Annotated in this window: 20 protein-coding genes; 14 read left to right on the top strand and 6 right to left on the bottom strand. The window is 70.5% G+C overall.

The genetic code is table 11. The annotated features are described in order from the left end of the window. Positions 1–57: 57 nt before the first annotated feature. Both KHP12_RS48770 and KHP12_RS48765 read right to left on the bottom strand, forming a co-directional pair. A complete protein-coding gene (locus tag KHP12_RS48770; protein WP_086880782.1) occupies positions 58–843 on the bottom strand; it encodes an ABC transporter permease in 786 nt (261 codons plus the stop codon). 84 nt (positions 844–927) lie between these two features. Continuing rightward, on the bottom strand, positions 928–1,182 hold the full coding sequence (locus KHP12_RS48765; RefSeq protein ID WP_143677931.1) for an ACT domain-containing protein: 255 nt from the start codon (positions 1,180–1,182) through the stop codon (positions 928–930). 180 nt (positions 1,183–1,362) lie between these two features. Between KHP12_RS48765 and KHP12_RS48760 the strand changes: the two genes are divergently transcribed. After that, positions 1,363–1,824, top strand: coding sequence for an Lrp/AsnC family transcriptional regulator (locus KHP12_RS48760; protein ID WP_086880784.1), 462 nt, complete (start codon positions 1,363–1,365; stop codon positions 1,822–1,824). Between the two features lie 216 nt (positions 1,825–2,040). Here KHP12_RS48760 and KHP12_RS48755 read toward each other — a convergent pair whose 3' ends face one another. Both KHP12_RS48755 and KHP12_RS48750 read right to left on the bottom strand, forming a co-directional pair. Further along, positions 2,041–2,808, bottom strand: coding sequence for a FadR/GntR family transcriptional regulator (locus KHP12_RS48755; RefSeq protein WP_086880785.1), 768 nt, complete (start codon positions 2,806–2,808; stop codon positions 2,041–2,043). Further along, complete coding sequence (locus KHP12_RS48750; protein WP_208652917.1) at positions 2,805–4,265, bottom strand: amidase; 1,461 nt, start codon at positions 4,263–4,265, stop codon at positions 2,805–2,807. The genes KHP12_RS48755 and KHP12_RS48750 overlap by 4 nt, the downstream gene beginning before the upstream one ends. A gap of 152 nt (positions 4,266–4,417) precedes the next feature. On the opposite strand from KHP12_RS48750, the gene KHP12_RS48745 reads away from it, so the two are divergent. From KHP12_RS48745 to KHP12_RS48710, 8 genes are read left to right on the top strand one after another with little or no spacing between them, the layout of a single operon-like run. Beyond that, positions 4,418–5,491 carry an isocitrate/isopropylmalate dehydrogenase family protein gene (locus KHP12_RS48745; RefSeq protein WP_086880786.1) on the top strand — a complete coding sequence of 358 codons (1,074 nt, stop codon included), beginning with the start codon at positions 4,418–4,420 and terminating at the stop codon, positions 5,489–5,491. A 5-nt stretch (positions 5,492–5,496) separates the two neighbouring features. Next, positions 5,497–7,023, top strand: a complete 1,527-nt coding sequence (locus KHP12_RS48740) for an ABC transporter substrate-binding protein (RefSeq protein WP_086880787.1) — start codon at positions 5,497–5,499, stop codon at positions 7,021–7,023. Positions 7,024–7,039: 16 nt separating this feature from the next. After that, on the top strand, positions 7,040–7,990 hold the full coding sequence (locus tag KHP12_RS48735) for an ABC transporter permease (protein ID WP_086880788.1): 951 nt from the start codon (positions 7,040–7,042) through the stop codon (positions 7,988–7,990). Then, positions 7,987–8,865: an ABC transporter permease gene (locus KHP12_RS48730; RefSeq protein WP_208652918.1), complete on the top strand. Its 879-nt coding sequence runs from the start codon at positions 7,987–7,989 to the stop codon at positions 8,863–8,865. The genes KHP12_RS48735 and KHP12_RS48730 overlap by 4 nt, the downstream gene beginning before the upstream one ends. Then, on the top strand, positions 8,862–9,914 hold the full coding sequence (locus KHP12_RS48725) for an ABC transporter ATP-binding protein (protein WP_086880789.1): 1,053 nt from the start codon (positions 8,862–8,864) through the stop codon (positions 9,912–9,914). Before KHP12_RS48730 ends, KHP12_RS48725 begins: the two co-directional genes overlap by 4 nt. Next, positions 9,907–10,788, top strand: a complete 882-nt coding sequence (locus KHP12_RS48720; RefSeq protein WP_086880790.1) for an ATP-binding cassette domain-containing protein — start codon at positions 9,907–9,909, stop codon at positions 10,786–10,788. Before KHP12_RS48725 ends, KHP12_RS48720 begins: the two co-directional genes overlap by 8 nt. Beyond that, positions 10,785–12,278 carry an aldehyde dehydrogenase family protein gene (locus KHP12_RS48715; RefSeq protein WP_208652919.1) on the top strand — a complete coding sequence of 498 codons (1,494 nt, stop codon included), beginning with the start codon at positions 10,785–10,787 and terminating at the stop codon, positions 12,276–12,278. The genes KHP12_RS48720 and KHP12_RS48715 overlap by 4 nt, the downstream gene beginning before the upstream one ends. A 5-nt stretch (positions 12,279–12,283) precedes the next feature. Beyond that, positions 12,284–13,081: an SDR family NAD(P)-dependent oxidoreductase gene (locus KHP12_RS48710; protein ID WP_086880791.1), complete on the top strand. Its 798-nt coding sequence runs from the start codon at positions 12,284–12,286 to the stop codon at positions 13,079–13,081. Positions 13,082–13,170: 89 nt separating this feature from the next. On the opposite strand, the gene KHP12_RS48705 is transcribed toward KHP12_RS48710, so the two are convergent. Continuing rightward, a complete protein-coding gene (locus tag KHP12_RS48705; RefSeq protein ID WP_086880792.1) occupies positions 13,171–15,438 on the bottom strand; it encodes an arylsulfatase in 2,268 nt (755 codons plus the stop codon). 115 nt (positions 15,439–15,553) lie between these two features. After that, positions 15,554–16,534 (bottom strand): formylglycine-generating enzyme family protein, encoded by a 981-nt coding sequence (locus tag KHP12_RS48700; protein ID WP_107471702.1) that lies wholly within the window; start codon positions 16,532–16,534, stop codon positions 15,554–15,556. 225 nt (positions 16,535–16,759) lie between these two features. Between KHP12_RS48700 and KHP12_RS48695 the strand changes: the two genes are divergently transcribed. From KHP12_RS48695 to KHP12_RS48675, 5 genes are read left to right on the top strand one after another with little or no spacing between them, the layout of a single operon-like run. Then, positions 16,760–17,524, top strand: coding sequence for a GntR family transcriptional regulator (locus tag KHP12_RS48695; RefSeq protein ID WP_210608888.1), 765 nt, complete (start codon positions 16,760–16,762; stop codon positions 17,522–17,524). A 25-nt stretch (positions 17,525–17,549) separates the two neighbouring features. Further along, positions 17,550–17,972 carry a phosphonate C-P lyase system protein PhnG gene (gene phnG, locus KHP12_RS48690; protein WP_167442428.1) on the top strand — a complete coding sequence of 141 codons (423 nt, stop codon included), beginning with the start codon at positions 17,550–17,552 and terminating at the stop codon, positions 17,970–17,972. Then, complete coding sequence (gene phnH / locus KHP12_RS48685) at positions 17,969–18,697, top strand: phosphonate C-P lyase system protein PhnH (RefSeq protein WP_086880794.1); 729 nt, start codon at positions 17,969–17,971, stop codon at positions 18,695–18,697. Before phnG ends, phnH begins: the two co-directional genes overlap by 4 nt. After that, complete coding sequence (locus KHP12_RS48680; protein ID WP_086880795.1) at positions 18,697–19,818, top strand: carbon-phosphorus lyase complex subunit PhnI; 1,122 nt, start codon at positions 18,697–18,699, stop codon at positions 19,816–19,818. The genes phnH and KHP12_RS48680 overlap by 1 nt, the downstream gene beginning before the upstream one ends. Further along, entirely contained in the window at positions 19,815–21,680 is a 1,866-nt protein-coding gene (locus KHP12_RS48675) for an alpha-D-ribose 1-methylphosphonate 5-phosphate C-P-lyase PhnJ (RefSeq protein ID WP_208652921.1), read from the top strand. The genes KHP12_RS48680 and KHP12_RS48675 overlap by 4 nt, the downstream gene beginning before the upstream one ends. Position 21,681 lies beyond the last annotated feature (1 nt).

The following is a 21,681-nucleotide window of genomic DNA, read 5'->3' as shown; positions in this document are numbered from 1 at the left end:
CCATCAGGTCCGGCCGCTCGAGGAAGCGTGCCAGTACCGGCACGCCCGGCGCGGACGTCAGGTGGCATGCGCTCCAGGGCGGAACAGCCGGTGCCGAGCGATGAGCTCGACGGTCACCGCGACGGCAATGGCCTGGACCGCCATCAAGGCGATCAGGACGAACAGCTGAACCGCCCCGGCCATGAGCGGGCTCGCCCCGCCCAGGAGCATGCCCACGAACGCCCCGGGAAGCGTCACCAGCCCCACCGTGCGCGTCTGGTCCAGCCCCGGCAGCAACGCGTCGGACGCGGCCGGCCGTGCGATCTCCATGCGCGCGTCCCGGTCGAGCAAACCCAGAGCCATCGCCGCCTCGACCTCGCCACGCCGGAGTTCCAGCTCATCGAGGGCGCGTCGGCCCGCGAGCACCGTTACCGTCAGGGCGCCACCGATGAGGATGCCGCTGATGGGGATGAGGACAAGCCCCTTCGCGGGAACGAGTCCCGTCAGCAGCAGCGCGGCCACGGTGGGGACGACGCCGGCGGCGATCGGTGCGGCGGTCAGCCACCAGGTGCGGTTGCTGGTCAGCCGCCGGCCCGCCGTGCGCACGGCGACGCCGAACATCACGACCAGGAACGCGGCCAACCCGGCCACGTTGGTGACGGCCCAGGTGATGATCACGGACACGGCGGCGAGCTGCGCCGCCGCGCGCACGCCGGCCACCACGATCTCCCGTGGACGGTTGACGGAGGGATTTGGGGACAGACCGGACCAGTGGGCGACCCCCGCGGCCACGGCCAGCAGCACTACCAGCAATACGCCGAGGGTGAGGTTGACCGGCAGCAGGGATCTTGCGCTGAGCGTCACCTGCCTCACCGTAATCGCCGCTGGTAGCACGCGACAGGCCGTCACGCGTTCCCCATGCGCGCGACGCCGGGCTCATCGCCGTCCTCAGGCGAGGCGGAAGACCTCGACGACGTCGGATGAGCGGTTCAGGAAATTGCCGAGTTGCCGCAATCTGATGTCGTCCGTCGTGTCCACCTCGATGGTGATCCTCCGCAGCCCGTCGACGGGCGCGGCGATGTCCATGGTGATCACGTCGAACTGGCGATGGGCCAGGATCGAGGCGATCCGGGCGACCGCCAGGGGCGTGGCGAGGACATCGAGTCGCAGCACGGCACCGGCCTGGTGCCTGCCTGGCTTCACGGTTTCGGAGGGGGCAACGTGTGTTGCCGGTTGTGTCGACGGTGACATGCGGGACACGGTTTCAAGGGCCCCGATCCGTCCACAACGAAAGTGTGCACAGCGATGCGGAACACGCTCTTCCTGAGCAGTCCAGCAGGGGCTGGAGTGAGTCTTGGGGGAAGTACTGCTTACACTTCCGGCATGTCGGCACCCGTACATCTCGACTCGGTCGATCTGCACATCCTGGAGTTGCTGCGAGCTGACGGGCGGCGCACCGTTCGCGACATCGCACGCCTGGTGAAGCTCTCCCCGGCGCCGGTCCGCCGGCGCATCGCACGCCTGGAGGAGTCGGGGATCATCACCGGCTACACGATCACGACGGACCAGGCCAAGCTGGGGCAGGGTCTTCAGGCGGTCACCGAGCTGCGCTTCACGGGCGACACCGATATCCACGACATCGTGGAGTTCGCGTCGACCCTGCCGGAGGTCGACGAGGTGCTGACGCTCACCGGCGATGTGGACGCGCTCGTCAGATTGCATGTCGACAGCGTCGATGACCTGCAAAAAGTGGTCAATCGTCTGCGCCGCAAGGGGGTTGGTGTGCTCCAGACGAAGACGCTGATCGTCATCGACTCCTGGCGACGCGGAGCTCCCGTGCCCTGAGGTATTCGGGGAACCGCGGCCCTGGACACGCCCGGCGCGGTGACCTACTTTGCTACTGGTCCGACCAGTAGCTAGGTCGCATAAGCCAGGTCTCCGGGAGGCTCCTGTCCTGCGCCCGGTGTGGACGGTCAGCCGGGCGCTGCTGCCCCTCATGGGCGAAGGCGGGGCGATCGCTGCACTGAGGGAAGCGGCTCCCGCGCCGGGCGGCGGCGGGGGTCAGCTCTCCTCGTCCTCCACGAGCGCGAGCAGCGGCCCCCGCTCGTTCTCGGGGACGTAGCCGGCGTAGTACTCGTAGAGCTTGCGCCGCGAGATGCGTGCCGCCGCCTGGCCGTCCCCCGCCCGGATCGCCTCGAGCACCTCCTGATGGTGGCGGAGCGACTCCCGCATGAGCGCCGCGCTGTTGTGCGCATGGGCGACCTTGTCCGAGATCAGCGCGAGGACCGCGCCCCTGACCACCTGGTTGCAGACCTCGATGAGGGAGTTGCGGCTGGCCACGGCCACCGCCTCGTGGAACGCGACGTCGGCCTTGCCGAACTCCTCGTACCCCGCCTCGATCGCATCCGACATGACGGCGATCGTCCGTTCCATGGCGGACAGTTCCTCCTCGGACCGCAGCCGGGCCGCCAGCGAGCTCGCCGACCCGTCGAGGATCATGCGGAACGAGATCAGCTCGGCCATCGACACGTTGTCGAACTGGACGAGCCGGGTCATCTGCTTGGTCAGGCCGGCCGATGAGAAGGGCAGGATCTCCGGGCCGTTCGGGTCGCCCGGGCGCGAGCGGACGAGGCCGTCGCTCTCCAGCACGCGCAGCGCCTCGCGCACCGTGGGACGGCTGGCCCCGAACTGCGTCACCAGCTCCCGCTCGCTCGGCAGCCGTTGACCGGGCTTGAGGTCACCGCGCACGATCGCCTGCTCGATCTGCTCGACGATGCGCTGGTAGAGCCGTACCGGAGAGACCTGCCGGAACTGTGCCCCGTCGCTCAAGGCTTCCCCCCTTCGGGCGTGGTCGATGTCGTCCGCTCCCCCGTGGGCGCCCCATCGGCCTCGTCCGGCCAGCGCGGGACCGCCTCGGCGGGCCGGTTCCGTTCGTACCACGCCGCCGCCCTCAGGACGCCGAGATCGTCGAATCGGCGGCCCGCGATCTGCACCCCGATGGGCCGGCGGTCCGCGGTGAAGCCGCAGTTGACGGTCGCGGCGGGCTGGCCCGACATGTTGTACGGCGCGGTGAAGCCGATGTGGGCCATGGTCTTCTCGTCCCCCGGGAAGGGCATCGGCTGCTCGGCGGCAAACGCCGCCACCGGCGCCACCGGCGAGAGCATCAGATCGTACGGGAGCGTCGCCGCCACGGTGCGCGCCTGGATGCGCATGATCTGCTGGTAGCACTGGAGGACCCTCGCGCCCGGCACATCGGCGCCCCCCTGACACCACCGGACGATGTGAGGGTGGACGCGCAGTCCGGCCTCGGGCTCCAGGGCGCGGAAGTCGTTCCAGGACCGCACCCGCCAGAACAGATCCAGGTCGTCCAGGAGCTCTTGGGTCATAAACGGCCCCACCGGCTCCACGACGGCTCCCGCCGCCTCGAAGACCGCGGCGGCGCGGTTCACCGCGGCGAGGATCTCGGCGTCGCACGGCTCCCCGCAGCCGGCGTCCAGGTGGACTCCCACCCGCAGTCCGCGCACCTCGCCGTCCAGTGCCGACCAGTCGATGTCCTCCGGCGGCAGGCTCGTCCAGTCCCGGGAATCGGGTTGGCTCAGGACCCCCATGAACAGGGCCGCGTCCGCCACGGTGCGGGTCATGGGTCCTGCGGCACGCCCCAGGTACGGGGTGTCCAGCGGGATCCTCCCGTAGCTGGGCTTGAGCGTGGCGAGGCCCAGCCAGGTGCCCGGCAGCCGGATCGATCCCCCGATGTCGGTGCCGACGTGCAGCGGGCCGTATCCCCCGGCGGCCGCGGTCCCCGCGCCGGAGCTGGAACCGCCCGTCGTCCAGTCGGGGTTCCAGGGGCTGCGCGAGATGCCGTGCCGGCTGGAGACGCCCGAGGAGAGCATGCCCCAGTCCGGCATCACGGTCGATCCGAGAATCACCCCGCCGGATTCGAGGACGCGCGCGGTGATGGGCGCGTCCGTCTCGGGGACGACGGGTTCGGTGCCGGCGTTGCCCGAGGGCATCGGGACACCCCGACGGGCGACGTTCTCCTTGAGCGTCACGGGCACGCCGTCGAGAGGTCCGAGCGGTTCCCCCGCCGCCCATCGGGCCTCGCTGGCCAGGGCCGCCTTGCGGGACTCGTCCGGGTCCCGCACCCAGAACGCGTTGAGCACACTCTCGCGCGCCTCGATCACCGACTGGACGGCATCGTGGACCTCGACCGGCGACAACGTGCGGTCGGCGAATCCGGCGGCCATCTCGACGGCCGACATGGCGGCCAGGCCCTGTTTCGTGAGCACTCGCACACTCCTTACTCCCCCGGCTACCGCCGGGCGGTGCCACCCTCGCGATGCCTGAGGGCGTTCAGCCCTTGACAAGTACAGCTTCAATCGCCACGGTACCTGCCAAGTGAGCTTACTGGTCAGGCCAGTGATAGCGGAAGGTGGCGTCCATGACGCGGGACACCAAAGTCGTGCGGCTCGCGGTCATTCCAGGAGACGGAATCGGCCCGGAGGTCGTCGCGGCGACCGTGCCCACGCTCCGGGCGGCGCTGGAGGCCGACGGACACCGGCTCGACGTGACCTCGTTCGACTGGGGAGGTGAGCGGTTCCTCCGGCAGGGCGCGGCCATGCCGACCGACGCGGCCGACCAGGTCAAGAAGGCGGACGCCGTGTTGTTCGGCGCCGTCGGACGTCCGGATGTGCCGGAGCACGAGCTGGTCTGGGGCCTGATCATCGGCCTGCGGCAGCAACTCGACCTCGCCGTGAACCTCCGCCCGGTGCGGGCGTTCCCCGGTGTGCCCACCAAGGTGCGCGACACCGACGGCGTGGATCTGGTGATCGTTCGGGAGAACACCGAGGGCGAGTACGTCGGTGCCGGCGGGATGGCGCACGCCGGCAGCGGACACGATCTGGGCATCGAGGTCGCCGTGCACTCCCGTCGCGCCATCGAGCGGGCGGCACACCATGCCTTCGCCCTGGCCGGCCGGCGGTCGGGGCGCCTGTGCCTGGTGACCAAGTCCAACGCGATGCGGTACGGCTATCCGCTGTGGGACCGGGTGGTGCGCGAGGTCGGCGAGCAGTACCCGCGGGTCCAGCTGGAAACGGTGCTGGTCGACGCGATGGCCGCCCGTATGATCCAGGCTCCGCGCTCCCTCGACGTACTGCTCGCGAGCAACCTCTTCGGCGACATCCTGTCCGACCTCGCCGCGGTGCTCGCCGGCGGTATGGGCATGGCGCCCAGTGCCAACGTCCTGCCGGGCGCGGATGTGCCGGGCATCTACGAACCCGTCCACGGCTCCGCACCCGACATCGCCGGAAAGGGCGTGGCGAATCCGGTGGCGTGCATGCTCTCCGGTGCGCTGCTGCTCGACGACCTCGGGCACGATGGCGCGGCGCGCCGTATCCGCGGCGCGGTGGCGGGCACCTTGCGAGATACCAGGCACCACACGGCCGATCTCGGTGGCAACGCCACTACAGCGGATGTGGCATCCGCCGTCCTCCACACAATCGAAAGCCAGGGTTAGCACACATGACACAGAACGCGCAGCTCACGCGGCACACCGGGACGGTCGCAGCCACGCTCGCATGCCTGCTGGTGGCAGGCTGCTCGGCAGGGTCCACGACGGACGGGGACAGCAGCGGCAGCTCCGACAAGAGCGACCTGAAGATCGGCCTCAACGCCGAACCGGCCAACCTCGACATGACCAAGACCGCCGGTGCCGCCATTCCGCAGGCGCTGCTCTACAACGTCTACGAGAACCTGGTGAAGCTGGACCAGTCCGGGAAGATACAGCCCCAACTGGCCACCTCATGGAGCCTGTCCAAGGACCGCAAGACGTACACGTTCCAGTTGGTGAAGGACGCCAAGTTCAGCAACGGGCGACCGTTCACGGCCGAGGACGCCAAGTTCTCCATCGAACGCGTCAAAACCGCGTGGACGATAGCGCAGAAGGGCCAGATGAGCGTCGTCGACACGGTGCGGGCGGTGTCGCCCACGGAACTCAGGGTCACCCTCAAAAAGCCGAGCAACGACTGGCTGTACCGGATGACCACCCGCGTCGGCGCGATGTTCAGCCGGACCGGCGTGGACAAGCTGGCCACCGATCCGGTGGGCACCGGCCCGTACGAGGTGAAGAAGTGGAACCGCGGCGACTCGATCACGCTGGCCCGCCGTGCTGACTACTGGGGGCGCACACCGCATTTCGCGTCGGTCACCCTGAAGTACTTCAAGGACCCGACGGCCATGAACAACGCGCTGCGCTCGCGTGCCATCAATGTGATCGGCACGATGCAGACCCCGGAATCGCTGGACCAGTTCCAGAACGACCCGCAGTACAAGGTCATCGAGGGCACGACCAACGGTGAGGTGGTCCTCTCCCTCAACAACGGCTCGGGTCCGCTGAAGAATCTCAAGGCCCGCCAGGCGGTCCGCTACGCGATCGACCACAAATCCCTGCTGGAGACCTGTTGGGGAGGCCGTGGCAAGCTCATCGGCAGCATGGTCCCTCCGACCGACCCGTGGTACCAGAACCTCAACAACGACTATCCGTACAACCGCGGCAAGGCCAAGAAGCTCCTCAAGGAGTCCGGCGTGGCCGGCCAGACGCTGCGGCTGCGGGTTCCGACGCTGCCCTATGCCACCGCGTGCGGCACCGTGGTCAAGAGCCAGCTCGAACAGGCCGGCTTCAAGGTCAAGTTCGATCAGCTGGAGTTCCCCGCCGCCTGGCTGTCCACCGTGTTCAAGAACGCCGACTACGACATGTCCATCATCTCCCATGTGGAGCCCCGCGACATGCAGACGGTGTTCGGGGACAAAAACTTCTACACCCGCTACGACAACCCTGAATTCCGCGCGTTGCTGCAGAAGGCGGACCAGGGCACCCAGAAGGACCAGATCACCTACATGCGGGAGGCCGCCCGGCTTCTGTCCAAGGACGCCGCGGCCGACTGGCTGTTCCTTCAGCCGAATCTGATGGTGGCGAACAAGGGCATCACCGGCCTGCCGGTGAACACCGTCTCCGAGTCGCTGGACCTCACCGGCCTGGGCCGGTCGTGAAAGGCGGCCTGAATCAATGATCGTCCGTCTAGTGCAGCGGATCGCGATCCTCCTGGCCAGCCTCGTCGTGAGCTCCGTCCTGGTGTTCGCGTTCATGGCGATCCTGCCAGGGGATCCGGCCCGCGTCGCCCTCGGCACCAGCGCGTCGGATTCGGCCGTGGCGCAGTTGCGCGAGCAGTTCGGGCTCGACCGGCCGCTCGTGACCCAGTACCTGAGCTGGGTACGCGGACTGGTGACCTTCGATCCGGGAACCTCGTACGTCTCACACGCGCAGATCGGCCCGCAGATCGCCGACCGCCTCCAGGTCACCCTGTGGCTCGTCGGCGCCGGGATGGTGCTCGCCTGCATCCTGGCGATCCCCATGGGCACGCTCATGGCCGTGCGGCACCGCAGGCCGTCCGGGCTCATTCTCTCGGCCCTGTCCCAGGTCGGGGTGGCCGTCCCGGCATTCCTCGCGGGCATCCTCCTGATCACCGTGTTCGCGGTGGGGCTCGGGTGGCTGCCGGCGAACGGCTGGACGCCCCCGGCGCAGGATCCGGTCCTGTTCCTCAAGCAACTCGTGCTGCCCGCGCTGTCCCTCGGATTGGTGCAGGGAGCAATGCTCACCCGCTATGTCCGCAGCGCCGTGCTCGACGTCCTCCGGGAGGACTACCTGCGCACCGCTCGTGCCAAGGGACTGCGCCCGACGCAGGCGCTGCTGCGGCACGGCCTGCGGAACGCGGCGGTGCCCGTGGTCACCGTCCTGGGGTTGCACCTCGCCACACTGCTGGTGGGCGCCGTCGTCATCGAGAGGGTCTTCGTCATCCCCGGGCTCGGAAGCCTGCTGCTGGACAGCGTCTCCAACCGGGACCTCATCCTGGTGCAGGACGTGGTCATGATCATCGCAATGGCGGTGCTGCTTGTGAACTTCCTGGTGGATCTCATCTACCTGGTGATCGACCCGCGGCTCAGGGTGGGTGCGTCATGAGTGCTCTGGACACGGAAGCCGCCGTCGCGTCCGCGGTGCCCGACGGCCGCCGGCGGCGGCGCCCGATCACGGGCAGCCTCCTGGTGGGCGGTCTCATCGTCGCGCTCGTGCTCGGCATGGCGCTGCTGTCCTTCGTATGGACCCCGCACGACCCGACCCTGGTGAACCCCTCGGCGCGGCTGCAAGAGCCTTCGGCGGAGTACTGGTTCGGCACGGACAAATTTGGCCGCGACGTGTTCAGCCAGATCCTGATGGGCTCACGCACCACGCTTTTCGTCGGCTTCGTGGCGGTAGGGGTGGCCGCCCTGGTCGGAGTGCCCCTCGGCATCGTCGCCGGAATGGCGCCCCGCTGGTTGGGCGAGCTGCTGATGCGCGGCAACGACCTGCTTCTCGCCTTCCCGGCGCTCCTGCTGGCCATCATGTTCGCCGCCGTGTACGGCGCCAGCACGCTGGTCGCGATGGTCGCCATCGGCATCGCGTCCATCCCCAATTTCGCCCGGCTGATCCGCGGCGGCACGCTCCAGGTGATGCGGACCGAATACGTCATCGCCGCGCGCGCGGCGGGCCGCGGGCCGTTCGCGATCGGCCTGCGGCACGTCCTGCCCAACGTCAGCAGTCTCGTCATCGTGCAGGCGTCGGTCGGTTTCGCCATCGCCGTACTCGCCGAAGCCGCGCTGTCGTTCCTCGGCTTCGGAACCCCGCCCCCCACACCGTCCTGGGGCCGGATGCTGCAGGAGAGCCAGGAGATGCTGTCGTCCGCCCCCCGGCTCGCCGTGTTTCCGGGCGTCGCGATCGCGGTGGCGGTGCTCGGATTCAACCTGCTCGGTGACGGCCTGCGTGACCGTTTCGACCCCAAGCTGGAGGACCGCCGATGACCCCGGTACCTGAGACGGGACCGGCCGCCGCAGCCCATGACGACGTGCTGACCGTGCGGAACCTCGACGTCGCGGTGGGCGGGCGCAAGCTCGTCGAGGACGTCGGTTTCACCATCCGGGCGGGCGAACGGGTCGGCCTGATCGGTGAGTCCGGGTCGGGCAAGTCGCTGACCGCGCTGAGCGTCATGGGCCTGCTCCCCGAGGGGCTGCGGGCCTCGGGTTCGGTACGGCTCGCCGGAGTCGGCCATGACCTGGTGGGTGCCGACGAGGCGCGGATGTCCCGAGTGCGGGGCAAGGAGCTCGCCATGGTCTTCCAGGAGCCCATGACCGCTCTGAACCCCACGATGCGGGTCGGGCGGCAGATCGCCGAGGTGCTGCTGATCCACCGGACCAGGCCCGACCGCGCGTCCGCCCACACCGCCGCCGTGGAACTCCTCGCCCAGGTGGGGCTTCCCGACCCGGAGGCCGCCGCACGGGCCTATCCGCACCAGTTCTCCGGGGGCCAGCGGCAGCGGGTGGTGCTGGCCATCGCCCTCGCGAACGACCCCGCCCTCCTGGTCTGCGACGAGCCCACCACCGCGCTCGATGTCACGGTGCAGGCGCGGGTGCTCGACCTGGTCGTGCGAGGTGTCCAGGAGCGCAGGTCGGCCATGCTCTTCATCACCCACGACCTGGCCGTGGTGGCGACCGTCTGCGAGCGGGTCATGGTCATGTACGGCGGGCGGCTGGTCGAGTCCGGCCCGGTCCGGGAGGTGTTCACCCGGCCCCGGCACCGCTACACACAGGGTCTGATCGGCGCGTCGGATCTGACCGTGGTCGACGACCGCGGCCGGCTGGCCACGATCCGCGGGTCCGTTCCGCCGGCCGGCCGGTTCCCCGCCGGATGCGTGTTCAGAAACAGATGCGATCACGCGACCGACGTGTGCGCCACCCGACCGGAATGGGTGCCGACCGGGCCGGACTCCGGCTACGCCTGCTTCCACCCGGTGCCCGGGAGCGGCGCGCACCGGACCGGCACCCCCATGAACCAGGAGGCCGGCCGTGGCTGAGCAGCCGACCAGCGCCCCCCTCGCGCCCGGGCCGCGGACCGGCCCCGTGGACGCCATCAGCGTCCGCGACGTCACGCGCGTCTACCAACGGCCTCGTACCTCACTGCGCCGCTCCAGCCCGCCGGTGCACGCCCTGCGCGGCGTCAGCTTCGCCGTCCCCCAGGGGCAGCGGTTCGGCATCGTGGGCGAGTCGGGGTGCGGCAAGTCGACCCTGCTGCGGATCCTGGCCGGGCTCGACCGCCCCACCAGCGGCAGCGTCGCGATCGACGGCCGGGACATCACCGGGCTCCGGGAGAGACAGCTGAAGTTCGTCCGCGAACGGCTCCAGCTCGTGTTCCAGGACCCGATGAGTTCGCTGGACCCGCGCATGCGCGTGGGCGACATCGTGGCCGAGCCACTCGTGGCACAGGGGCATGGGGACCGCCGGGAGCGGGTGGCCGAGTTGCTCGAGGCCGTCGGCCTGCGAGCCGACGCGGCGAACCGGTATCCGCACCAGTTCTCCGGTGGCCAGCGGCAGCGCATCTCGATCGCGCGCGCCCTCGCCCCCCGCCCGAAGATCATCGTGGCCGACGAGCCGGTGAGCGCCCTGGACGTGTCCGTACGGGCCCAGGTGCTCAACCTCATCGCCGACCTGGTCGACGAGTTGTCCCTCACGCTGGTCTTCGTCTCCCACGACCTGTCCGTGGTCCGCCATGTGTGCGACCGGGTCGCGGTCATGCACGCCGGGCAGATCGTGGAGACCGGATCCACGGAGCAGGTGTACGAGGACCCACAGCATGCCTACACACGCAGGCTGATCGCCGCCGTTCCGACGCTGGGCAAGGCACTGTCCGGAGTGTCGGCGGCCGACCTCAACCAGGAGTACCGACCGTGACGACCCATGCCGAACCCGACACCGGCGAAAGCCCCGTGGTGGGGCAGTTTCCCGAGGGACTTCCCATCGGTGACCACTGGGTGGCGGCGCCCGCCGTCGAGGACGTCCGCTTCCCCTACGACGGGACGCTCGTCGCGCGGGCGCCGGTCGGGGACACCGCCCTCGCACGCCGCGCACTGGACGTGGCCGTCGCGGTCCGCGAGCGGGTCGGGCGACTCCCCTCGCACACCCGCAGAGCGGCACTGCTCGCGACGCACGAAGCGGTCGCCTCCCGGCGTGCCGACTTCGAGCGGCTCCTGGTCCTGGAGACCGGCAAACCGCTGGTCGACTGCCGTGTCGAGGTGGACCGCACCCTGCTGACGCTGCTGACGGCGGCGGAGGAAGTGGCACGGCTGCACGGGGAAACCGTCCCGCTGGACCTGCTGCCGTCGGGCGAGGGGCTGCTCGGCTTCTGGACCCGCAAGCCGATCGGCGTGGTGGTGGGCATCGCGGGCTTCAACTACCCACTGCTACTCGCCGCGCACAAGATAGCGCCATCGCTGGCCGCCGGCTGCCCGATCATCGCCAAGCCCGCCCCGCAGACGCCGCTGGCCACCCTGTGGCTGGTGCACCTCCTGCGCGAGGCCCTGCGCGCGGGTGGCGCACCGCAGGCCGCGGTGCAGTTGGTGACCGGCGGGCCCGAAGTGGGCGCCGCGCTGACCACCGACCGCCGGATCGGGGCGGTGTCCTTCACCGGTTCGGCGGCCGTGGGCCACCGGATCGCCCGGGACGCGGCACCCACCAAGGTGCTGCTCGAACTCGGCTCCAACGCCGCCCTGGTGGTGGCCGCCGACGCCGACCTCGACGCCGCCGCCGACGCGGTGGTGCGCGGCGGGTACTACGCGTCGGGCCAGGCGTGCATCAGCGTGCAGCGGGTCATCGTGGTGGACGCCGTGCGCAAGGAGTTCGTGGCCCGTTTGACGGAGCGGGTGGCCCAGGTGGCGGTGGGCGATCCCCGCGATCCGGCGACGAGGGTCTCGGCACTTATCGACAAGCGCTCGACCGAGCGGGTCTGCGCGTGGCTCGAAGAGGCGGTGGAGGCCGGGGCGTCGCTGGTGGCCGGAGGCAGGGTCGCCGACGGGGTGATCGAGCCCACCGTGCTGCTCGACGCGGACCGCGCCCTCCCCGTCTGGGAGGAGGAGATCTTCGGCCCGGTGGTCGCGGTACGGTCCGTCCCCGATCTGGAGACGGCCTTCGACCTGGTCAACGACTCGCGCTACGGACTGCACGCGAGCGTCTACACCAGCGCCCTGGACACGGCGTTCACCGCTCTCGACCGTCTGGAGGTGGGCGGAGTGGTCGTCAACGAGGTTCCCGGCTTCCGTTCCGACGTCATGCCGTACGGCGGCGTGAAGGACTCCGGGGCCGGACGGGAAGGCCCGAGGTTCGCCATCGAAGAGCTCACTGTCACCCGTATGGCAGTGATCCGCCCGACGACACAGAAGCCGTGAGGACCATGCACACAAAGGACCGCACCGATGCGGTGGACGCGTACTCCCGCCTCTTCCGGCTCGACGGCCGCAAGGCCGTCGTGGTGGGCGCGGGCAGCGGAATCGGCCGGGAGAGCGCCCTGGCCCTCGCCGCGCACGGCGCCACAGTGGTGTGTGCCGACCGCGACCTGACGGCGGCCGAGGAGTCGGCGTCGATGGGGCCGGGTCTTTCGGCCTATGCCCTCGACGTGCTCGACGGCGACGCGGTCGCGCATGCCGCCGCGGAGCTCGGACCCGTCGACGTGCTCGTCTTCACCGCCGCGACGAACGTGCGCAAGCCGCTGCTCGACTACACGGCGGAGGAATTCGAGCGGGTCGTGTCGCTCAACCTGCGCGCGTCCTTCGACCTGGTGCGGGCGTTCGGCCGTGGCATGGCCGAACGCGGCAGGGGAAGCATCATCGGCTTCAGCTCGATCCGCGCGGTGGCCGTCGAGCCGGGCCAGGGGGTGTACGCGGCCACGAAGGCCGGGCTCGTCCAGCTGCTGCGGACCGCGGCGGCCGAGCTGGGCCCATCGGGCGTACGGGCGAACGCCGTCGCCCCGGGCGTCGTGGACACACCGCTGACCGCGCAGATCAGGGCCGTGCCGGAGTGGTCGGATGCCTATGCGACCAAGAGCGCCCTGGGTCGCTGGTCCCGTCCCGACGAGCTGGCCGGCGCTGTCGTCTACCTCGCGTCGGACGCCTCGTCCTTCGTCACCGGGAGCCAGCTCTTCGTGGACGGGGGCTGGACGGCGATCGACGGGCGCTACACGCCGCCCAGCTGACTGGCCGTCGGGCCCAAAGCCCCCGCCCGGCAATGGACGAGCCGTTGCCGGGCGGGGGCTTCTTCACGTTCTTGGCGAACGGGAGCGGGTCAGTCGATCCGCTCGAAGGGTTCCGTGCTCTCCTCGTCCGGCGCGACCGTGAAGACGAGCTTCTCGAACCCTCCGGTGAACGCGAACTCGCCCTCGTAGCTGGGTGAGGAGGGCGACAGGGTGTCCCGGCCGACGTCGAGGCCCTGCCATCCGAAAAAGTGCGGGAGGACCTGTGGAATGGCCTCGGAGCCGACCGGCTTTCCCGACACGTACAGGTGTCCGACACCCTGCCTGTCACCGGTCTTGACGAACTCGAAGGTCAGCTCCGCCGGGCCGGTCGGGAGTTCTTCCGTCGAGGTCACCGCGTACCGGGTGCCGAGGAAGTTGTACTCGTAGACCAGCCGGTTGTCCTTGACGTACAGGACGTATCCGCTGCTGATGTTGCCCAGGGACACCAGGACGCCCTCGTCCGAGGTGGCGTCCCGGTCGACGAACGCGGTGATGCGGTGCGCGCGGTTCATCACCGGTGGCACCGCGGCGCCGGGCAGATGGGCCATGCCGGGGTAGTAGGTGAAGGTGGTGCGCTTGCGCGGAGAGCCGGGACGCGGAATCTTCGCCCGGAGGGCGAATCCCTGGTCGTCCAGCGGCAGCACATCGTACTTCCCCGCCTCCACCCAGAAGCGGGAGATCATCTTCTGGAGTTGCTCGGGCCGCTCCCGCGCCAGGTCGCGGCATTCGGAGAAGTCGGTGTCGTGGTGGTAGAGCTCCCACTGATCATCGTCGAAGGACGATCCGCGCTGGTGGAAGGCGACGGCCTTCCAGCCGTCGTGCCAGATCGCGCGGTGCCCGAACATCTCGAAGTACTGGGCTTCCTTGCGCGTCGGCGCGGTCGGCTGGTCGAAGGTGTAGGTCATGCTGACACCGTGGATCGGCATTTGCGGGATGCCGTTGAAGACCTCAGGAGCCTGCAGACCGAGCAGTTCGAACAGGGTCGGGGCGATGTCGTTGACATGGTGGAACTGCTGCCTGATCTCGCCGGTGCGCGGCAGTCCCCGGGGCCAGTTCACGATGAGCGGGCAGCGGACACCGCCTTCGTGGGTGTTCTGCTTGTAGCGCTTGAACGGCGTGTTTCCCGCCTGTGCCCAGCCCCAGGGATAGTTGGCATGGGCGCGCGTGGTGCCGATCTCATCGATCCGCACCAGCATCTCCTCGAAGTCCTCGGAGATCCCGTTCTGGAAGGCGGTGGGGTTGAGCGAACCCTTCTGCCCGCCTTCCTGGCTGGCTCCGTTGTCCGAGAGCAGGATGGTGATGGTGTTCTCCATCTGGCCCACCTGCTCCAGGAACTCCATGAGCCGGCCGATGTGGTGGTCGGTGTGGTCGACCATCGCCGCATAGGCCTCCTGGAGGCGTGCGGACAGCTTCTTCTCGTCGTCCGACAGCTCGTCCCAGGGAAGGACCCCGGGGTTGTGCGGCGCCAGTCCGGTGCCCTCCGGCAGGATGCCCCGTTCGATCTGGCGGGCGTGCCTGGTGGCGCGCTCGACGTCCCAGCCGTGGTCGAACCGGCCCCGGTACTTCTCCAGGTATTCCTGGGGAGCCTGGTGCGGGGCGTGCGCCGCGCCGAACGCCAGATACATGAAGAAGGGCTTGTCCGGAGTGACCGACGTCTGATCCGTGACGAATTCGATCGCCCGGTCGACCAGGTCCTCGCTGAGGTGATAGCCCTCTTCCGGACTCTTCGGCGGATCCACCGCGTGGTTGTCGTAGAACAGCTCCGGATAGAAGCTGTCCGTCTCGGCTTCCAGGAATCCGTAGTAGCGCTCGAATCCGCGGGACAGCGGCCACTGGGTGTACGGCCCGGACGCGGTGGTCTGCTCCATCGGCGCCAGATGCCACTTGCCCACGGCCATGGTGTTGAAGCCGTTGTCGCGCAGCACCTCGGGCAGTATCGCGGCGGCCTTGGTGATCTGTCCGCGCCCGCTGGGGAAGCCGGTGTCGAAGTTGGACAGCATCCGCATGCCGACGGAGTGGTGGTTCCGGCCGGTCAGCAGGGAGGCACGGGTCGGCGAACACAGCGTGGTGGTGTGGAAGTTCGCGTAGCGAAGGCCACCGGTGGCGAGGGCGTCCATGGCCGGCGTGTCGATGTCCGAGCCGAAACAGCCGAGATCGGAGAAGCCGACGTCGTCGAGCACGATGACCACGACATTGGGCGTGTCCTCGGGAAGCGTCTGCTGCTCGGGCCACCACGGAGTCGACTCCTCGTAGGTGGTGCCGATCGTGCCTTGAAAAGTGCCGCTCATGGGCGGCGAATGAGGAGAGGCGTTGGTCATCCAGGACGCTCCTTGGCATGGACAGATCGATCCGAGGACGCTCCAGTTAACTGGTCTTACCAGTAGGCGGTGTAAGTCTCACCTGCTCCCGAAGTGGTGTCAACCAAAAGCGTGGTCAGCGGGTCGGGGGCGGATCCGCCGCGCAGCGGAATCCCATGTGCCCGGTGCTGCTGTCCGGTGTGTTGGACGTGCGCGCGGCGACCCGGTAGCGGTTGCAGTACGACGCGTGGCAAAGATAGGAGCCGCCGCGGATCACCTTCGCCTCCCCGGTGGGAGGTCCGGCCGGGTCACGGCGGGTCTCCGGGCGGTCGGCCGCGTGCCATGTGGTGCTCCACCAGTCGGAGCACCACTCCCACACATTGCCGGATGTGTTGTACAGGCCGAAGTTGTTGGCTCGGTAGGTCTTGACCGGCGCGGTTCCCAGATACCCGTCCTCACCGGTGTTGACCTGCGGGAACTGCCCCTGCCAAATGTTGCAGCGGTGCTGTCCCCGAGGCAGGAGCTCATCCCCCCAGGGGTAACGGGCGCGCTCCAGACCGCCACGCGCCGCCATCTCCCACTCCGCCTCCGTGGGCAGGCGTTTGCCCGCCCACGCCGCGTAGGCGGCCGCGTCGCGCCAGGAGACATGGACGACGGGGTGGTTCGACAGATCGGTCCATGATGACCCCGGCCCGTAGGGGGCCCGCCAGCACGCCCCGTCCACCGCGAGCCACCAGGGCGCCTGCGCCACCGTGCCGTCGCGCACCATGCGCCGGGCTTCGGGGTGGACGAGTGCGTAGAACACGAAGGACCAGCCGTGGCGCTCGGCGTCGGTCCGGTAGCCGCTGCTGCGCGTGAACGCCGCGAACTGCCTGTTGGTGACGGTGGTCGCGTCGATGAGAAACGGTGCCAGCCGCACCTCCCGGACCGGGCCCTCCCCGTCCTCGGGGAACGCGTCGGCGTCGTCGCCCCCCATCGAGAACGTCCCTCCGGGGATGCGCAGCATGGCGCGCAGCCCCTGCGCCCGGTCCCGCTCCGGGGCCCGGACCCGCAGGGCGGACCCTTCGGGAATCTCCTCGCCGCCCCCGGACGTGGGGGCACAACACGCGCCTGACATCGCTCCTCCGACCGCGGGCCGCTGTTTCCCCGCCCGGCTGACCACACATTCTCCGTCGGATCGAGCCTACGGCCCGCCGCGCCCGCCCCGACCGGCGGCCGGGGCGGGCGCCGGTACGGCCGGAGCCAATCGCGAAACAACTGTCCCGGTTGTTCACGTTCCCGGTTCGGACTCGTTGGGCGTCGGCAGGTTGTCCGGACGAGTGGGCCGATCACAGTTCCCGGTGTGAATGCGACCAGGTATCTGGAGATCGCGGAGCGGTTGTCCGCCGAGCTGGCCGAGTGTGCCCATGGCACACGGGTGGCCAGCGAGGCGGAGATCGCCCGGCGGTTCGGCGTGGGCCGGGCCGCCGCACGGGCGGCCGTACAGGAATTGGAGCGCCGGTTCGTCGTCCGCCGGACCCAGGGGTCGGGCACCTTCGTCAACCGGCGGATCGACTACGTCATCTCGCGCAGCGTCCCGCCGTCGTGGTCCGCCACGATCGCCGCGGCGGGCGCCACGCCTCGGGCCCTGGTCAAGTCGGTGCGCACGATCCCCCTGCCCGCCGAGCTGGCGGACAGGTTCGAGCGGCCGGCCGGCTCGCCGGTGCACGAGGTGGTGCGCGAGTTCTACATCGACGACCTGCTCGCCTCCTGGGTCCATGAGTGGATCCCGGTGGCCGAGGTGCCCCATCTGGACCTGGCCCTGCACGCCGTCGACTCCGTCGACCAGGTGCTCCGCCAGACGGGGCGGGTGCGGCCGATGCGGGCCTGGTGCCGGGTCAGCATCGACGTCCCACCGGCGGAAGTCCTGCGCGTCCTGCGCATGGAGAGCAGTCAGCCCGCCTGGCTGGTGGAGAGCGTCAGCCGGGACGAGGCGATCGGCGACGTGCTGATGTGCAGCCGCACCTGGACCCGTGCCGACGCCGTCCGTGTCGTGGTCGAGCTCGACGACCGCAGGGCCGTCGCCGACGTGGCCGTCACACCGCAGAGAGTTGTCAGGCCGCAATGAACCAGGAGAAGTGGTGACATACGTCATGAGCAGGGAGCATCGCTGTGCCCTGCTGGCCGAGGCCGACAAGGCCGAACTGATCGAACTGGCCGATGCCTGCATCGCCGACGGCGCGCGGGTACGGGTGCTGGTGGGGCCCGAGGTCGGCTGCGTGACCGCACAGGTCCGCGAGCCGGTCCTGGAGCAGCGCTTCCTGCTCGGTGACGTCCTGGCCTGCCGGGCCGAGGTGGAGCTCGCCGGCCACCGCGGCTGGGCCATGCGCCTCGGGGACGACCGCGCCGCCGCGCTGGCCGCCGCGGTGCTCGACGCCGAGGCCCAGTCCGGCCGCCCCCGGACCGCCGAGATCGACGCGCTGTGCGAACGGATCGCGGCGCGCCGGGAGCGGCGGGAGGACCAGGAGTGGGCGGAGCTCGCCCCGACCGTCGTCGAATTCGAGGAGCTGACGTGACCGCCCTTGAGATGGTTCCCGCCGCGGACGCCGCCGGGACCGCGGAGCTGGTGGCCGCGGCCAAGCTGCGCCCCGCCCAGGCGCAGGGCGTCTTCCGCGCCGTGCTCGACGCCCTGGCGCGGCCGGGCACGGTGACCCGGTTCCCCTCGGACGTCATCGGCGTGGTGCCGTCCGCGCTGCTGCCGGTCCTCGCGCTCGCGGACCTCGGCACCGGCGTCCACGTGCTGGAGGAGGACGGCGCGCGGCGCTGGTCGGACGTGGTGAGCGTGGCCACCGACGCGCCCGCGGTGCCGCTGGAGAAGGCCCGGCTCGCCGCCGCCGTACGGCCCGTCGCGGCCGAGGAGATCCCGCGGCTGGCCCGGGGCACCGCCGAAGCGCCGGAGGACGGCGCCGTGCTGTGTCTGCCGGTGACCGCGCTGGAGGGCGGACCGTCCGCCTGGCGGCTGTCCGGGCCCGGCGTACCGGGTGAACGGGACATCGCCCCGCAGGGTGTGCCCGAGGGGTTCGTGGCGGCGCGCGCCGAGGCCGTCGGCGGTTTCCCGGCGGGGGTCGATCTGCTGCTGGCCACGCCCGACGGCCGCGTCATGGGCCTGCCGCGCAGCACGACCGTCACGATCGTGGCCGGTGCCGTGATCCTGGCCGATGCCGTGGACGACACGACCGGTGCCGCGACCGATGCCATGGCCGTTGTCGTGGCCGGTGTCGTGGCCGAGGAGGAGGACTGATGGGGTACTCGGGAGCACGTGGCGGACTCGAGGCGATTCTCGCCGCCGAGGACCTGGTCCGCCGCAAGCGCGACTACGCGTCCGCGGCATGGGCGTCCACCGAGCAGATCACGGCCCGTTTCCGGCTGGCCGTCGACCGGGTGATGGGCGAGGCCGGTCTGTACGACGAGCCCACCGCGGCCGACGCCTTCCGGCAGGCCGAGGGCGACACTCTGGAGGCGTCGCACCTGCTGCGCGCGCAGCGGTCCACCCTGCCGCGGCTGGCGGTCAGCGAACCCGTCGACCCCGGTGAGATGACCGTGCTGCGCCGTATCGTCCCGGCGTTCCGCGAACCCGACGGCCCGCAGCTGCTCGGCCGTACCTCCGACTACACCGGCCGGCTGCTGGAGCGGCCCGATGGTCCGCCGGAGCCGTCACCCCAGGTCCCGGACACCGCGAACGGCGCGGACCGCACCGAGGACCAGCGCAGTCCCCGCCGGTTCCTCGACCTGCTCCGCACGATGGACCTGGTCGCCGACGGGCGGGCAGCCGACGATCCGGAGCCGCACGACATCACCCGCAAGCCCGCCCGGCCGCCCGCCGACCGGTCGGCCGTCCTGGCCGCCATGGCCCGCTCCGAGTCCGGTGCGCTGGTGGCGCTGTGGTACCGCTCGATCCTCGGGCCGGACGGCGACGTACACGAGATCACCCTGGGCGAACTGCGCCACGGCCGGCTGCCGCTGCGCGTCCGCCACCCGCACACCGGAAACCCCGTCGCCGTCGGCGAGTTCCGGGTCACCGAGGCCGAGGCCATCGAGGACCTGGACGGCGCGGAGGAGGACCGTACGCGCTTCGACGTCGGCTACGGCCTGTGCTTCGGGCACAACGAGCGCAAGGCGATCGCCATGGCCAACCTGGACATCGCCAACCGCAGGTTCGGCCGCAACGGGCCGCTGGAGCAGTTGCTGCTGCTCACCATCGACGGCCTCGACTCGGGTGGCTTCCTGGAACACCTGAAGCTCCCCCACTACGTCACCTTCCGCTCGATGACCGAGCGCAAGCAAGCCATGCGGGCCGCCGCCGAGGCGGGAGAGGAACCGCCCGCACGGGCCGCCGAGCCCGCCGGAAAGGAATGCCGATGAGCACGACGTACGACACACCGCGGGCGGCCGGGATCGGCGCGCTCGTCGCCGAGGCGGACGCGGGCAGGCCGCCCGCCGGGATCCTGGACGAGGACGCCAAGCGGGAGATCCGCAGGTCCGCACTGGCCGCGGTCTGTGTGCCCGGCTACCAAGTCCCGTTCGGCTCCCGGGAGATGCCGGTGGCGCGCGGCTGGGGCTCGGGCGGACTCCAGATCACGCTGGGGGTCATCGGCGCCGACGACACGGTGAAGGTGATCGACCAGGGCGACGACGCCGGGGTCAACGCCACCAATCTGCGCCGGATGATCGCGCAGACCACCGGGTGCGACGAGTCCGCCGACACCCGGGAGGCGACGGTCGTACAGACCCGCCACCGCGTCCCCGAGGAGGAGCTGGGCGCCCAGCATGTGCTGGTGTACCAGGTGCCGGTGCCCGAGCCGCTGCGCGGTGTGCAGAAGTCGGTGGCCGAGTGCGCGCGGATGCACGCCGAGGGCGACTACTCCGCGATGTGGGTCAGCCTCTACGAGGACATCGTCCGCAACGGCGTGATCACCGCGAGCACCGGCTACCCGGTGCTGGTGGGCGGCCGCTATGTGATGGCGACCAGCCCCATTCCACGCTGGGACGTGCCCCGGCTGCACGAGGCCGGGCACCTGAACCTCTTCGGCGCGGGCCGCGAGAAGCGCATCCACGCGGTGCCCCCGCACACCGAGGTCCGGCCCCTCACCTTCGACGACGTGCCGTTCGAGGTCGAGCACGAGCCGGGCGGGCGCTGCAAGTTCTGCGGCAGCGACGACGTCTACCTCGTCAACGCGGGCACCGAGGGCGCCTTCGCCTGTAGCGACACCGAGTGGTGCGCACGGGTGCAGGCGGGGGACGCCGACACCGCCGCCCACCGGGAGCGCGCGCCGCTGGCCCTGCTTCCCGATCCGCGGGCCCGCGCGGGACGCCGCGACACGCCGACGGCCGGAACCACCGCGGCGGACGACACGCCCGCGCCCGCCCGCGGGACCCGGGCCGGCGGCCCCGAATGGGCCCTGCGCGTCGACGGCATCGGCAAGGTGCACGGCGCGGGCGGCGCCTCCGCCGTACCCGGTACGGGTCCTGAGTACTCCACCGCGATCAGCCCGTCCACCGGTGCGGTGGTGGCCGCCTGGGACGTCTCCTTCGACGTGGCGCCGGGCGAGGCCCTGGGCCTCATCGGCGAGTCGGGCTCCGGCAAGTCCACCGTGCTGCGCTGCGTCGTCGGCGACGAGCCCGCCACGGCCGGACAGGTCCACCTCGCCTCGGTGGACGGCGGCGCGTCCGAAGTGCTCGCGCTGCCCGCGGCCGTACGGCGGTGGCTGCGGATCGACTCGATGGCCGTGGTCTACCAGGACCCGGCGGCCGGACTCGACCTGCGGGTCTCCGCCGGTGGCAATATCGCCGAGCGGCTGACCGCGGCGGGCTGGCGCGGCTATCACGCCATCCGGCGCCGCGCGGCGGAGCTGCTGGACCGGGTCGAGGTGCCGCTGTCCCGCATGGACGACCCGGTGCACACCTTCTCCGGCGGTATGCGGCAGCGGGTGCAGATCGCCAAGGCCCTGGCCACCGAGCCGCCGGTGCTGCTGCTCGACGAACCCACCACCGGTCTGGACGCCTCCGTTGCCGCCGGTGTGCTCGATCTGCTGCGGAGCCTGCTCGCCGAGCGGGACGTGGCCGCCGTGGTCGTCAGCCACGACTTCTCCGTGATCGAGGCGCTGACCGACCGCACGCTGGTCATGCAGACGGGCCGGGTCGTCGAACGGGGCCTGACCGACCAGCTCTTCCACGACCCCCACCACCCCTACACCCAGCGGCTCGTCGCCGCCGCCCGGAGGTGAG

Origin of the sequence: Streptomyces asiaticus, assembly GCF_018138715.1 — a bacterium.
Lineage (GTDB): Bacteria > Actinomycetota > Actinomycetes > Streptomycetales > Streptomycetaceae > Streptomyces > Streptomyces asiaticus.
Note: the sequence above shows the minus strand (reverse complement) of the source record. Positions and strands in the feature narration are given on the sequence as shown.